This is a genomic window from Slackia isoflavoniconvertens (assembly GCF_003725955.1).
GTDB lineage: Bacteria > Actinomycetota > Coriobacteriia > Coriobacteriales > Eggerthellaceae > Slackia > Slackia isoflavoniconvertens.
Genome location: NZ_QIBZ01000005.1, coordinates 57,497 through 71,794, shown reverse-complemented (window position 1 = coordinate 71,794; position 14,298 = coordinate 57,497). Strand labels below are relative to the sequence as shown.

10 protein-coding genes are annotated in these 14,298 nt (G+C 58.9%); 7 read left to right on the top strand and 3 right to left on the bottom strand.

The features are described 5' to 3' along the window. Positions 1-3 precede the first annotated feature (3 nt). Positions 4-1,164, bottom strand: a complete 1,161-nt coding sequence (locus DMP05_RS03755; RefSeq protein ID WP_123219230.1) for an inorganic phosphate transporter — start codon at positions 1,162-1,164, stop codon at positions 4-6. Between the two features lie 840 nt (positions 1,165-2,004). On the opposite strand from DMP05_RS03755, the gene DMP05_RS09740 reads away from it, so the two are divergent. Beyond that, entirely contained in the window at positions 2,005-3,003 is a 999-nt protein-coding gene (locus DMP05_RS09740) for a PDDEXK family nuclease (RefSeq protein WP_148039688.1), read from the top strand. 443 nt (positions 3,004-3,446) lie between these two features. Here the strand turns inward: DMP05_RS09740 and yddG are convergent, their stop codons facing one another. Next, entirely contained in the window at positions 3,447-4,337 is an 891-nt protein-coding gene (yddG, locus tag DMP05_RS03740) for an aromatic amino acid DMT transporter YddG (protein WP_211326849.1), read from the bottom strand. Between the two features lie 291 nt (positions 4,338-4,628). Here yddG and DMP05_RS03735 point away from each other — a divergent pair, with 291 nt between their 5' ends. The 5 genes from DMP05_RS03735 (at position 4,629) to DMP05_RS03715 (ending at position 11,093) form a co-directional block, all read left to right on the top strand. After that, the gene (locus tag DMP05_RS03735; protein WP_123219226.1) at positions 4,629-5,012 is read left to right on the top strand and encodes a NifB/NifX family molybdenum-iron cluster-binding protein; all 384 of its coding nucleotides are present in this window, start codon (positions 4,629-4,631) and stop codon (positions 5,010-5,012) included. Positions 5,013-5,249: 237 nt separating this feature from the next. Continuing rightward, entirely contained in the window at positions 5,250-6,362 is a 1,113-nt protein-coding gene (locus DMP05_RS03730) for a tyrosine-type recombinase/integrase (protein WP_211326848.1), read from the top strand. After that, on the top strand, positions 6,346-9,054 hold the full coding sequence (locus tag DMP05_RS03725; protein ID WP_123219224.1) for a tyrosine-type recombinase/integrase: 2,709 nt from the start codon (positions 6,346-6,348) through the stop codon (positions 9,052-9,054). The genes DMP05_RS03730 and DMP05_RS03725 overlap by 17 nt, the downstream gene beginning before the upstream one ends. Beyond that, complete coding sequence (locus tag DMP05_RS03720) at positions 9,047-10,630, top strand: hypothetical protein (protein WP_123219223.1); 1,584 nt, start codon at positions 9,047-9,049, stop codon at positions 10,628-10,630. Before DMP05_RS03725 ends, DMP05_RS03720 begins: the two co-directional genes overlap by 8 nt. Continuing rightward, a complete protein-coding gene (locus DMP05_RS03715) occupies positions 10,614-11,093 on the top strand; it encodes a DUF6262 family protein (RefSeq protein WP_123219222.1) in 480 nt (159 codons plus the stop codon). The genes DMP05_RS03720 and DMP05_RS03715 overlap by 17 nt, the downstream gene beginning before the upstream one ends. A 15-nt stretch (positions 11,094-11,108) precedes the next feature. Here the strand turns inward: DMP05_RS03715 and DMP05_RS03710 are convergent, their stop codons facing one another. Then, positions 11,109-12,167, bottom strand: coding sequence for a tyrosine-type recombinase/integrase (locus tag DMP05_RS03710; RefSeq protein WP_123219221.1), 1,059 nt, complete (start codon positions 12,165-12,167; stop codon positions 11,109-11,111). Positions 12,168-12,578: 411 nt separating this feature from the next. On the opposite strand from DMP05_RS03710, the gene DMP05_RS03705 reads away from it, so the two are divergent. After that, positions 12,579-14,066 carry an ATP-binding cassette domain-containing protein gene (locus DMP05_RS03705; RefSeq protein WP_123219220.1) on the top strand — a complete coding sequence of 496 codons (1,488 nt, stop codon included), beginning with the start codon at positions 12,579-12,581 and terminating at the stop codon, positions 14,064-14,066. Positions 14,067-14,298 lie beyond the last annotated feature (232 nt).

Sequence of the window (14,298 nt, the reverse complement as noted above, 5' to 3'; positions counted from 1 at the left end):
TCTTTAAGCAGCGGTCGCGACTTTGGTCGAAGCGGAAGGCTTGATTTTTACTTCGGAGGCTTCATTGACATTACCTGAGTTCACAGGATTGCGCTTTGACAGGCGGAAGATGACCAATGCAGCGACCACCGCGATGAAGGCGACGGCAATCGTTCCGCCAAGGCCGGTTTTCGCGAGTGCGCACGCCGCAGCGCCCACAAGGCCGGCAGCCGGGAAGGTAACGAGCCATGCGACAAGCATACGAGCCGCAACGCCCCAGTTCACCTTGTTGCCAGGCTTGCCAAGACCGGTACCGATGATGGAGCCGGAGCACACCTGCGTGGTAGAAAGCGCGAAGCCCATGTGAGAAGAAACGAGGATCGTGGTTGCTGAAGCAGCCTCGGCGGCGAAGCCCTGCGGAGTGGAAATCTCGGTAAGGCCCTTGCCAAGAGTACGAATGACGCGCCAACCGCCCATGTACGTACCCGCCGCAATCGCCAAGCCGCATACGGCTACAACCCACAGCTGGGGACCAGTGCCTGCACCCTGCGCACCAACGGCGATAAGAGTCAGCGTGATAATACCCATGGTTTTCTGAGCATCGTTCGTACCGTGAGAAAGTGCCACCAAGCACGCCGTAACCGTCTGGCCATGACGGAAGCCATTGACGATTTGGTCTTCGCTCATCTTCTTCACAATAAAATATATGAGTTTTACCGCGACGAACGCCGCCAAACCGGCAACGATCGGCGAAACAAGCGCAGGAATGAGCACCTTGGCAAGCACCGCACCGAAGTTCACGCCTTCGATGCCCGCACCGATAATGACGGCGCCCACAAGGCCGCCGAACAACGCATGCGACGAGCTCGACGGAAGGCCGACGAGCCACGTGAGCAGGTTCCAAATGATTGCGCCAACGAGACCCGCGAAAATAAATTCAGGTCCGATTGTCACTGCCTGCTCATTGATGATGCCGCCAGAAATGGTTTTCGCCACCTCGGTCGAAAGAAATGCGCCAACCAGGTTCAACGTACCGGCAGCAATAACCGCAGTTTTCGGCTTAAGCGCTCCGGTTGCGATCGACGTAGCCATAGCGTTGGCCGTGTCGTGAAAGCCGTTCGTGAAGTCAAACGTGAGCGCCGTTATAATCACGAGCCCTACAACGACCAAAGTTGCGATGTCCATAGACAGCTGATTCCTCCTCAAAATCCTTCGCGAGCTTCGCTTACCACATAAACTCACATCCTGAAGAAACAAGATAGAAATCAGCTGCACAAACCATGTCAGGCGTATGTCAAATCAAAGTAAAGCTGGCACGGGCGAGGCGTGTCATAGGCCAGGTCGAAACGAGTTGTGTGCCAAGCGCAGCGTAGGCGCAGCGGGTCATCTTGCATGCACGCAAACGAAGGCAGAAAGTCCTCATCACGCACCTCAGTCGGCCAGAAACCCACTTCCGTAACCCTCCGATCATCAGTTCTGCTCAAAAACGACCTCGAATGTGGCGAAATAAAGCACGCGATCAGCCTTCATGTTCAAGCTGATTTTCAATCGACATTTTGACCTGGGGATATAAAACCTGAAGAAGCCAGGTCGTCTCAACGAGAGGGTGAATAGCGGTATTTTTGCCACATTCGAGGCCATTTTTGAACACGTCCGAGATTTGCCGTTGCGCCCGTCTTGAGTCGAGCTCTCCTTTTGTGAATGTCATATAAGAGATGCGCTTTCAGCATATGGCACGCTGTACGATTTCGGATCGATAAGGAAGCACACGCGCACTTTGTAAAGATTAGTAGAGGTTCATGCAGATTTTGACCAGACTTAAGAAAGCCCTGATCATGGTTCACGCAGAATCCAATCAAGACTCGTGCACATCTCAATCAAAACTCGATCGAAATTCGAAAAATGATCGATCGGAATTCGAACTGAGCTCTTGCAGAATTCGAGTGGCGTTACGCAAGATTTCGAAGGGATTCAAGCGGGTTTTAGACAAGGTTTGGGCAAGATTTTCACCGTAAAATGTCGCCCATGACCATATGTCTCTCACATATTTCTGCTTTACAAGCCCTTCGCGAAGCAAGGTCGAAGGGTTGTCGCCCCAAGGAAGCTGGAAAGCGCATCCCCAAGTCAACATCAATACGAGAAGTCGAGGCATTCGTAGCCAAGGCGGGTTTCCTTCGACCCCTGCCGCCAGAAGAAAAGGTATCCATACTGGTTTCATCACAATCGAGCCGAAGCAAATCAACGAAAACGATTACACATGTATGCGCGAATAGCGCAGTCGCAGCAATTGCCCTCGCGAAACCTCGTGGCGTCTTTATACCAAATCTAGGATTCCTTTTCGTTCAGCTTGCTCAATGCGCTCCTTTCCTCACGCTCATCGAAATTGGGTATGAATTATGCGGCAGCTACACCCTCCTGCCAGATGAGAGTACATTTGTTCAATGCGAGCCAGCCACCAACCACAACCATCTTGCGAAAGAAATCAGGGCTTTCCGAGGAATGCGAGGACGAGAAATCGCAACGAGAGCCTTGCAATTCGTTGCGGACAATTCCGCATCCCCCATGGAAACCAAACTCACCATGTTCCTTTGCCTTAAAAGAACAATGGGCGGGTACGGTCTACCGTTTCCTAAACTCAATTTTCCTATCGAGCCCACCTCTGCCGCGCGGAAGGCGGCCCACAAACAACGCTACGTCCTCGACCTTTACTGGCCAAAACGCAAAATCGATGTCGAATACGACAGCGACAGCTACCACGCCTCTTCCGAGGGAATCGCCTCAGACGCACAGCGTAGGAACGCTCTGCAACTCATGGGCGTAACAGTAATAACGGTAACGCGAGGACAACTCTACAATGCGGCTTCTTTCGACCGCACCGCAAGGATCATCGCAGCATCAATCGGAGTAAGATTGCCGAAAACAAGCCAACGCTGGATCAGCCAAAACCAGATGCTTCGTTACGTCCTATTGAAAAACGAAACAAAACCGAGCGAAAAGGGAATTCGACATAATGCGACCGACTAGCCGAAAAGCAAGGTCATGCAAATCGCAGAAAAGACAGCAGTTCTGCGTTGCAGAAAAAGGGAACTGGATGAAGCACCGACGCGAACACGAAACCGCCCACCATGTATGTGTTCGTTTGCTCAAAAAAGGTGTCGAATGTGGTAATTCCAAGGCACCTCAGCCGAAAGAAGCATCCGCAGCGAAAGAACCCTCACAAGAAACACCAGGTCATAACGCCCTCAGAAATATAAGGAATAGTTACTCGCTCGTCAAACACCACATTCGAGGCCCATTCTGAACAAAACCGTCCAGGTTCTCCTTGCCGCAATATGTTCCAGGTAGTTCGCCTTGCCGTAGCATGCATCAGCCAAATCACCTTACCGCAGCATACATCGGCTAGCCCGCCCAGCCATGGCATGCGCCATCCGGTTCACCTAGCCATCGTATACGCCAGTCAGTTCGCCCTAACGTCGCATGCGCCAATTAATGAGGGAGCCGACCACTACGGCGAAAGTGCCACACCAGAACAGCGGCGTGAGACTTACGCCGAGAATGATGGTGCTCGCCACAACCGAAAGCAAGGGAGCGGCATAGGACCCGATGCCCATTTTCGCCATGTCGCCCTTGAACATGCCATGCCCCCAGCAAGCATAGCCCGAAGCAATGCAGCCGGCAGCGCCCGCAAGGGCGAAAAACGCTTGCGAGCCTGGCGCCACCGCAGGAGCGGGCGCGCCCTCGAAGAGGAAGATTGTCCACAAGACCGCAGCAACACCCACCATGAAAAAGGCGGTCGCATCGCAGCCTTGCGAAAACCTGCTTGAATACACCGAATACACCGCCCAAGCAGCTGCGGCGGCAAAGGTAAGCGCAAAAGGAAGCGGGTTGGACGAAACGTCGGCAACAACCGCGCCCCAATCAAGATTATTGTTGCCACCAACCGCAAGCACAACGCCCGTAGTCGCGACCACAGCGCCGGGCAAGGCGCGAACGAGGGAGGCACGCGAACCCGAGTCGAAGGCAGAAAGCAGAACGAGCATCGTAGGCCAAAGGTAATTCACGAGGCTCAATTCGAGCGTTTGCGCGGAACTCGCCGCCAAACCGATCGAGATGGTGATCGCCGTTTCGTAGAACACGAATAAACCGCCCGAAAACAAAACGTATTTCAAGGGCAAACGACGCAATGGCGTAGGGCGATACCCAATATACGTAAACACGGCAGCGCATGAATAAATGAGCGCCGAACCCAAAGCGGGGCCAAAAGATTGCGTAGTCAAGCGGACGAAGCCGAACATCATCGACCACAGCACAACAGCGCACAAGCCAATCGCTGTTGCCCTCTTCGTTGAATCGCCCACAGTCTTCCTTTCATGCAAACCCATAATAACGATTATTCCGCTGTCGAAAATTTTCGCACAAGCATGCCTTCATGCAATAACAAGTTCCCAAAACGAAGCATGACCGAGCAACACCGGTCGCGGCGAAATGAGCGTTCGCGAGAAAACAAGTATTGCTATTCGCGCAATAGCATATACCCTATAACGATAAGGGAATAAGGGTTGAAATGAATCGGAGACATATGCTGCGCCCTTACGAAAAGAACGCTCCACGTGCCCCATTTCAACCGGAAAACAGACAAGGAGCGCACTATGAAAATCGCAGCCACCTACGCCAACGGAGAAATCTTCCAGCATTTCGGCCACACGCAACAATTCAAAGTCTACGAAGTCGAAGACGGAAAAATCGTCGCATCGAAAATCATCGACAGCAACGGCGCCGGCCACGGCGCACTTGCCGGACTGCTTTCGCAAGGCGGCATTGACGTGCTCATTTGTGGCGGCATCGGCGGGGGCGCAATCAACGCGCTCGGCCAAGCAGGCATCGAGGTGTATGCAGGCGCCGCAGGCTCTCCCGACGCTGCGGTTGAGGCCCTGCTTGCAGGAGCTCTTCCCAAGGTCGGCGAAGCAACCTGCCACAGCAATCACTCCCATTCGCACAGCTGCGCCAACCACGGCGGCACCTGCCATCAATAACGCGAACCCACCTGGCAAATGCTTCAACCAGTTGGATGCACCCGTTAAATGCTCGTAGCGTTTAACGGGTGTGATTTTTATTATGTATAATAAGTACTTAACTTAGTTTAACCATGTTAATGAACTGAGAGCTTATTATTCCGTTAGACTAAGCGTTGTCCGATGAATTGATGTTTGGTCAGGTGAGAAATGTTTGCCGTTGAGAGATGCCTCTACCCGAGAGCAGACGGGGACACGATGGACGGCTGGATCATCAACCATACGGACGCCTACCCCTTCTGGGCCAACAAGTTCCTACACAAGATGAGCATGGGCTCGCCCCAGACAGCGAGGCAGTACGCCTACAAGCTGTGCAAGTACCTCAACTACCTGCAGGACTGCTGGCACATCGGCTACGCCGACGCGACCGCCAAGCACCTCACCAGCTTCTTGCGCTTCCTGCAGTTCGGAAACGTCATCCCGTTCGTCGGCGCAGTGGAGGGAAAGAGGTCCGGCTTCACCGTCAGGGGCTACTACACGGTCGTGGCCAGCTTCTACACCTTCCTGCGCTCCCAGGGCAGGGAGGTCAAGATGGAGGTCGCAGAGGAGAAGAGCGGGGAGAACCCGCACTCCTTCCTCTACGGCCAGGGAATCGCGACCACGTCGCCGCGCTATGTCGCCGAGACGTCCTTTGTCAGCGGCAAGCCGCCTGTGGACTACGAGAAGTGGTACACGGACGAGCAGGTCGACGCCATCCTCAGCAACCTCCGCACCTACCGCGACAAGGCAGTCTTCTCCCTCTCGCTCGACGGCCTTCGCATCGACGAGATCCTCTCCGCCCAGATCGACCTCTACCGCGCAGACGAGGGCACATTGAAGCTGTTCCGCAGCAAGGGAAGGCGCGAGGGCGAGGGGCGCGTCTGCGTCTTGTCGGAGCGCTCGCGGCGCCTGCTGGAGGAGTACCTCTACAACGAGCGCAGCGCCGTCGAGGGGAAGCTGATCGATTCCGGGTCGCTCGTACCGACCGAGATCTTCCTCAACCTGCGCGAGCGCGAGGGCAGCTTCGGCAAGCCGATGGCCTACCACAACGCGCTCGAGATCATCAAGCGCGCCGCCAAGCACGCCGGCCTCGACCCCGCCAAGGTGCGCACCCACTCCGGCAGGAGCACGAAGATGGAGGAGCTTCTCAGGCAGCAGGCCCTAGACCCCGCCTCCCTTACCGACAACCAGATCCTGGACATCATGGGCTGGAAGAGCATGGGGTCTGCCGAGCCCTACAAGAACAGGCAGGACAGGGTGACCGCCGTCGAGAACTGGAAGAGGCTCGAGGCCGCCAAGGAGCAAAGGCACGCCGATGATCAGACAACCTGAGGAGGCGCTCGAGCACATCAGGGAAAGCGCCAGGAGCGGGAAGCGCAACAACCTTCGCACCCATGTCGCCAGAGCAGCCACGGCATGCGACCTCGCCTCCTTGGCCGCTTGCATCGAGTCGCGCTCGCTGCTGTCTCTCTGCAGCGACCTGAGGGAGTCGATGAGTCCGCAATCCTTTCCGACCTTTTGCGCGGTCGCGCTGACCGCCATGTTCTCGGAAGAGGAGCTGGGCGACTACTTCTTCGACGTGCTCGTCTCCATGCACGAGGACGAGGCGGCCTGGGTGAGGCGCGACATGAAGAGGCTCTACAGGGAGATAACGGGGTCGGTTTACTGTCTCAATCACATGACGACCAACCCCTTGCCCCGTATCTATCACGACGCGTACAGGAGGCGCTTCTACCTGCGCTATCGCTTCCCGGTTCAGATCAGGGACCGCGCCGTCGAGGCCATCGAGCGCCGGGAGCCCCTCGCAGCTGTCTGCAGGGAGTTCGAGGAGAAGTACCACGGGAGCTTCCATGACTCCTTTTTGATGTGGCTCGACAACGCGGTTGTCGAGGAGGTGGGCGAGGAGGCGTTCGCGGCGTACGTGCGCGACATGGTGGAGCAATACGCCTCGGGGTTGCCCGGGCGCTGCTATCTCCACTTCAGCTACGAGCGCCTGACCACGTACATCTTCGGGTACTCCAGGCTTCCTGTCTCGGAGTTCCGCAAGTACAAGGCGATAAGGCCCCACTCCGGCTGCGACAGCTACCGCAGGCTGCACGAGATACTCGCCAGGGAGATGCTGCCCTACACGTACGCCGTGACTCAGAACCGCACCGCCGTCTACGACTTCTTGGATCTCAGCGCTGAAGAGCGGGCCTGCTACGACGAGAAGGCTGTCAAGGTCGACAGGAGCTTCGTCCCCGCCGGCCTTCTTGCCGCAGGCGACTCCCAGTTGGCGGTGCCGGAGCTGCCGGGGGGCGTCAGCTTCGAGGAGCTCCTCGGCGCATGCGACGCCTTCTTTGCCGGCAAATACCTGGCACCAGACTCTCCGAGGGGGCCGATCTTGCCCCTCCACAGATTCCGTCGCGACTTCAAGGAGCACTTGGCAGCCGAGGACGCGAGGATGTGCGCGGCATTCAGGATGACGAGGCGGACCCCCGCCCTCGCCAGCGCCTTCGACGAGCATCTCGAGGGCAAGATCGCCGGCCTGCGCAGGCTAATGTTCGACGGCAACGCCGACGATGTGGCCAGCGACAAGGCGGAGGTGTGGATCTACATCCCCAAGGGGGAGACGTTCACAGGAAGGTCGGTCGACTTCTCCTCGCTGGGAAGCGCGGGCGCCTTCCAGCAAGACGCGAGGGAGTTCCTGAGGTCTCTCTACCGGAGGGCAGCCTCGGCTGACAACCCCCGCGCATTGGGGCGGATCCCGGAGGCGATGGGCGACCTGCTGCGCGTGCTCGCGATCCTCGGCGGCGAGTACGGCATCGCCCGCCCGGAGGACGTGGGTGAGCTGCATATCCTTGCCGTGCTCTCGCATCTGAGCAAGGAGGGCCTTGCACCGAGCACGCTCAGCGGGTACCTGTGCAGCTGCAGGGCCTTCTTCCAGCACCTCGTCGCCTGTGGGCGCCTGGTACTGGACCCGACCGCGAACCTTGCGGTCAAGAGAGGTTTCGACTGCTCCAAGTTGACCCCGGAGATCCCCGAGGACATCCTCGCCTTCCTTGAGGGGCACATCGACGAGCTGGGGTCGAGCGCCTGCAGGCTGATGTTCAAGCTCGCGATGGAGACCGGCTGGCGCATCTCCGACATCAGGTGCATCCGCGTCGAGGACATCACGGCCGAGGACCCCGCCAGCGGCATGCCGCAGGTGAGGGCGAGATCCCCCAAGACCGCGGCATCCAGGATAAAGCGGCGCCTCGGCGACAAGATCTTCGCCGTCATCTCGCCAGGGCTCCACAGCGAGATCGAGGCCTACATCGAGGAGACCTCCGCCCTCAGGGAGATGTATGGGGTCGAGACGCTCTTCTTCTCGATCGACAACGGGGTGAGGGGCGAGTTTTCCGCAACGACCTTCAACAACGCTGTCAACCGGCTCCTCGAGAGGTACGGCATGCAGTCGATCGTCGAGGGCTGGGAGGCGTTCACCTCCAGGCAGACCCGCAAGACGGTCGCCGTCGAGCTCGTCAGCTCCGGCGCGCCCCTCACTGCCGTCCAAAAGCAGCTCGGTCACGTTGGCCAGGGCACTACCGAGCGCATCTACGCCGAGGTGAGGATGAAGAGGATCGCAGAGCTGAACAGCGAGTTCTTCCAGCAGAGGTTCAACCTCCTGATCGAGAGCGGCAGGCTCGACCTGTACACGGAGGAGGAGCGCCGCTGGCTCTACGTCGACTTCTGCACCAACCGCCGCAACGTGGAGCTGGGCGTGTGCTCAAAGCACCCCTCGGAGGGCAGGTGCGCCGACCTCGGCAACATCAGCTGCGCGTCCTGCCCCAAGCTGTGCACGGGAAGGGCCTTCCAAGCACGCTGGCAGGAGCTCTACGAGGACTCGTCGAGGCTGCTGGCGCAGTTCGAGGCCAAGTACGCGGAGCTGGACATCCCGATGGACGAGTACGAGGGCTACACCGAGTACGCGCAGGAGAGAACCCTGAACGAGCGCTACAGGGCGGTGCTCGACGCCATAGAGGAGGGAGTCACCCATGCCTGACAGCCCTCTCTTCCCCACATCCGGGTCCGCGGCCCTCGAGCCAGTCGTCCTCTCCAACACCGTGTCCGTCACCGACGAGCAGGCAGCCAAGATGCTCGCAGACTACTGCTCTGCCTCGAGCTTCAGCGACGACGTCTGGCAAGCCGACAAGGTGAAGCCCGACAAGAACGTCAAACCGAGCTCGCGCAACATATATTTCACGGGTATCTCGAACGAACACCTCAAGAAGGAGGCCAAGAGATGGGCGCTGACGAGGCTTGTGAAGGGCCGGGCCCCCTCCACCATCGACAAAGACATCAACGGCGCCATCGGCCGCTACGCGGGCTTCATCCCGAGCAGCTGCGAGAGCTTCGCAGAGGCGCCGCCAGACGCGCTCGTCGCCTTCCACACCTGCCTCTTCTCGGGCGAGCAGAGCGTCTCCCTGGACAACCGCCTGCACCGCTGGAACACCCTCAAGGCATTCGCGAGGGAATCTGGCTTCACCGACATCAGCTCCGCCATGCAGAGGTTCGTGCTGGAGAGGGCCCCTGCCCACGTCAAGAAGGAGGACAAGTACATCCCCGACGAGGTGGCCGACCAGCTCGACGTCATCTTCATGCGAGACGGCATCCCGCTGGTCTACAGGTGCGTCTACTGGATGCTGCGCCTGATCCCCAACCGCATCACGGAGGTCCTCAGCATGACGGTCAGGTGCCTGAAGCAGCTCAGCGCAGACACCTACACCCTGACGATCCCGTCCTTCAAGCAGTCGGGGCCCTACGTGCCGAGCGACATCAAGCTGATCGAGGTCAGGTACGAGGGAATGGGGAAGCTCCTCGTCGACCTGGTGGCGGCCCAGAGGGACGAGGTGGTGTCGCATCTCGGCAGCGACGCCGAGCTCCTCTTCACCTCGAGGACCTACAGGCTCATGAGAGACCCGAAGACCGGTGGGAGGCGCTACAAGCCGCACGGGTCGGCGTTCAAGCCGAAGAAACAGGGAAGCTGCAACCGCTTCTTCGCCCGACTTTGCGAGTACAGGGGCCTTCTCGACGAGCACGGCGAGCCCTACTCACCGACAACGCATCAGTTCCGCCACAACGCCATCAGCGACCGCATGAACTCGGGCCTCTTCCGTGCCATCGACCTGCTGCCGCTCACCGCCCACCACAACACCAAGATGATCGAGCAGAGCTACACCCACACCTCCGTCAAGGACCTGCGCAAGGACGACCCCGTCGTGTTCAGGGGCAGGATCGTCAACACAGATGACCCCGCGCGCTTCGACAGGATCCTGTCGAAGCCCTTCGCCAAGAGGGTGCACAGGATCGGGCTGTGCTCGGACGCAAGGGGCTGCAGCGCCGACAGGTCGAGGTGCCTCCGCTGCAGCTACCTCGTCCCCGACGCCGACGACCTCGACTACTATCAAAGCGAGCTCGACGACTGGCGCAGCAAGCAGGAGAAGGCCCTGAGTTGCGGCAACGATGTCTTCGCGGAGCTCTGCGGTGCTTGGATAGACGCATACAAGACGCTGACCCAGCGCGTGCTGAGCGCTATCAGCGGCGAGGACCTGGAGGTCTCTGATGAAGCAGCCCAGTGAGAACATGCAGAGGATGTACGCGGCGAAGCGCGAGAAGACGCTGGCCCTCATCCAGGGGGCCATCGACGAGATCGAAGAGGACCACCGCATCGTCACCAAGAAGGAGCTCATGGCGCTAACGGGGCTGAGCTCGGGGACGTTCAGCCAGCAGCATGTCAAGGAGCTCCTGGCGAAGAACCGGGTCTGTCAGTTCAAGCCGACGGGCAAGGTGAGCCAAGAGGGCAGGCGCGAGCTGAACAAGGACGCCGAGATAACCAGGCTGTCAAGGGAGCTCCAGAGGGCGCAGTCGCGCCTGCAGGACCTCGACATCGCCCTCGACAAGAGCAGGAAGCAATCGAGGAAGCTGAAGGAGGAGAACGCGGAGCTCCAGCAACAGCTCCTGCTGCTCCGGGGCAAGTACCAGCAGCTGCTGGAGTACCTGGAGGTGCTGGGGAGCGACCTCTCGGGCATTCCCCTCGCATGACGCGGCCCCGGCCTCCTAGTCGTCGAGGAGGCCGTCGACAAAACGCTCCGGAGCTTGGCTCACGCGGTCGACGTTGTGGGCATAGACCATCGTGGTCGTCAGGTTCGTGTGCCTTGCGAGCGCCTGGGCCTGCTGCAGGCTGGCGCCCCCCAGCAACGCGAACGTCACCGCGCTGTGCCGGAAGCTGTGGGTCGTGAGCCTCTCGCTGTCGAGCCCCGCCGCGCGCAGGGCCTCCTTCGCAATCTGCCGTATGCTGCGCGTGGACAGCGGCTTCCCATATGTTTTGTTGGAGAGGCTGGCGAACAGCGGCGAGTCCCCCCCGACGACCTCGCGCCCCTCGCACCTGCGCGCTGCCAGGTAGTCGTAAATGGGTCCTAGAGTCGCATCGGTCAGCACCACGAGCGCGTCCTTCTCGACCCTGCCCTTGCCCTGGACGAGCAGAATCGTCTGATCGCCCCTGTTGCGCAAATCACCCAGACGGCCTCGCGTGACCTCCACCGAGCGTAAGCCGACTCTGATGAGCAGGTTCACCAGCGCGAAGTCGCGCTTGGCCTGCAGCGTGTCGCCCTTCAGCACCTGGAGCACGCGCTTGGCCTGCGCCGGCGTCAGCGCGTCCTTGCGGTGGATGTTGCCCACTAGCTTGACCGTCTTTATGTCCGCGGCCACGTTCGGGTAGGCTCTCACGGACTCGAGCCATTTGAACAGGCTCTTGACCGCGGTGAGGTACGTGCTCGCCGTCGAGGGCCGCACCCTCGCCAGCATGTCCTGCTTGTAGGCGAGGATGTGCGACCTGTCGAGGTCTGCGATTTCTCGCTCCTCCTTCCACGCGAAGAAGCCCCTCAGGGTCCTGCGGTAGGTCTCCTTCGTGGTCTCGGCCAGCTCGGCCTCGACTAAAAAGCGCTCGAGCAGCATCTCGACGTCTGCGCTCAGGGCCACGGGACTCGAGGGCTGCTGCGTCGCTGTTATGAGTTGGTTCTGTGTTTCGTTTCCGTTCCCGGGTATGTTCTGCACATCGTGCACCACCTTCTTAATTATCTTCAATAAAGATAACACGGGAGGAGGCTGCAGTGCCAACCGCCGCCTTCGGCCATGCTCTGGCGGGTTGCGGGAAGGGCAGGCGTTTCTGTGTGATGCTTTCCAGCATCAGGCGCCAGCTAGAGGGAGCAGTGCCACGCAGTCTCTCCGCTCTCAGCACCAATCAGCACTTGGGTGAAGCGACGAGCCAAGGGCGCGCCGGCGAGTTGCCACCTGATTACCATGCTATAATCCTAGATATCAATCATCCAGCGGGGCCTTTGGCAAGCGCCGCTTCGAGTTAGGTCAGGTTAGATGAAGAACTAGCGATGCCCGTTTCGGGTACCCCATACAACCATTCTGTACATCCGGTCGCGCTTCAGGGTGCCGCATCGCTTCAGTGCCTTCTCGTTCCAAATCCATACATCGCGTGCCTGACCCCTGCGCGACCTCCTCTCAAAGGAGCTCGCCATGCAACTGAATCTCACCCACATCAGCTATACCTACCCCGGTACGGCATCGCCTGCCATCGAAGACGTCAGCGCCACGTTCCCATCGGGATGGACGGGCATCATCGGCGACAACGGATGCGGGAAGACCACGCTCGCCCGTATCGCCGCCCGCGCTATTACGCCCGATTCCGGGGCGGTGAGCCCGAATCTGTTCGCGTCGTATTGCGAGCAAGACTCGACCCAAGAGCCAGACAAGCTCTTCGATCTCGCATCGGATTGGGGCAAGGAGGCGCAACGGGCAAGGGCGCTGCTCCGCATCGAAGACGACTGGTTCTGGCGCTACGACACGCTCTCGGGCGGTCAGCAGAAGCGGCTCCAGATCGCGTGCGCCCTCTATGCACAGCCAGATGTCCTCATCATGGACGAGCCGACCAACGACCTCGATGCCGCCACGCGCGACATCGTGAAGGAGGCGCTGGCCTCCTTCAGCGGCATCGGCATCCTCATCTCGCACGATAGAGACCTGCTCGATGGCCTTGTGGGCCAGAGCCTCATGTGCGAGGGCGCACGTTGGACCATGCGCCCCGGCGGGTACTCGAAGGCAAGCGACCAGGCGGCGAGCGAACGCGCCTCTGCGATGAGGGATCGCGAGCAAGCCTCTCGTGAAGCGAAGCGCCTGAAGGCAGAAGCCCAGCGCAGGAGCGAAGAGGCGGCACGTCAGAAGGGCAAGCGAAGCAAGCGCGGTTTGAGCAAAAAAGACAGCGACGCTCGCGAGAAGATCGGACGCGCCATAGTCTCTGGCAAGGACGGCGTTGCAGGGAGGCTCTCGTCCAAAATGAGCGGACGGCTCGCAAAGGCCGAGGCAGAGCTTTCCAAGAAAACCGTCTCGAAAAGATACGACCATCGTATCGGCGAGTTCGGCGTCACTGCACGCTCAAGTTGCGTGGCGCACTTGGAGGCATCGCGACTGTCTGCTGGCGAGTTCTCGATAGATGTGCCGGAGCTCTGGATCTCACCAACGGATCACGTGGTGCTGACCGGTGCGAACGGAACGGGAAAGAGCCTGGTGGTACGAAGCATCATCGAATCTGTTCCTGATAATGTCAAAGTTGCGTACGTTCCCCAGGACGTCGGGCCAGAGGAACGCGAGCGAGCCCTGAGGCATCTCCGAGACCAGGACCAGGAGACGAAAGGTCGCATCCTCTCCATCGTGGCGCGGTTGAACTCCGACCCTGACAGACTGCTCGATGGCGACGATTTGAGTCCTGGCGAACTCCGCAAACTCATGCTTGCTGAACAGCTTGTTACGAATCCCAACTTCCTCGTACTCGACGAGCCTACGAATCATCTTGATGTGGGCTCTATTGAGGCGCTGCAGGAAATGCTGAGCGGTTTCTCTGGCGCGTTACTGTTGGTTACGCATGATAGACAGCTGTCGGAGGCAGTCACGCAGATTGGCTGGGAAACTATTCAAGGTGAGAGCCTGATGAGATTGCTGGTCGTCTAAACAATGGGTTTTATAAAAGAGCCTTGTCGGGCGGATTTGCAGCTTCAGTTTGCAATTATTGTTTAACTCCGCGTGGGAAGTCGCAAGCGGCTTGCTCGTGACGACAGCGACTATTGCCAAAGGGTGGAACAAATAAGGACTCATAGAAATCCTTGGTCGGTGTGCTAACATGATTACAGTGAGTAAGTAAGTCTTCAATAACACTAAGCCATTACATAATAAAATGTCGGCG

Bases quoted from the DNA above. Each gene is read 5' to 3' on its own strand.
- DMP05_RS03755 (WP_123219230.1), bottom strand. From the start codon at position 1,164: ATGGACATCGCAACTTTGGTCGTTGTAGGGCTCGTGATTATAACGGCG.
- DMP05_RS09740 (WP_148039688.1), top strand. From the start codon at position 2,005: ATGACCATATGTCTCTCACATATTTCTGCTTTACAAGCCCTTCGCGAA.
- DMP05_RS03735 (WP_123219226.1), top strand. From the start codon at position 4,629: ATGAAAATCGCAGCCACCTACGCCAACGGAGAAATCTTCCAGCATTTC.
- DMP05_RS03730 (WP_211326848.1), top strand. From the start codon at position 5,250: ATGGACGGCTGGATCATCAACCATACGGACGCCTACCCCTTCTGGGCC.
- DMP05_RS03725 (WP_123219224.1), top strand. From the start codon at position 6,346: ATGATCAGACAACCTGAGGAGGCGCTCGAGCACATCAGGGAAAGCGCC.
- DMP05_RS03720 (WP_123219223.1), top strand. From the start codon at position 9,047: ATGCCTGACAGCCCTCTCTTCCCCACATCCGGGTCCGCGGCCCTCGAG.
- DMP05_RS03715 (WP_123219222.1), top strand. From the start codon at position 10,614: ATGAAGCAGCCCAGTGAGAACATGCAGAGGATGTACGCGGCGAAGCGC.
- DMP05_RS03705 (WP_123219220.1), top strand. From the start codon at position 12,579: ATGCAACTGAATCTCACCCACATCAGCTATACCTACCCCGGTACGGCA.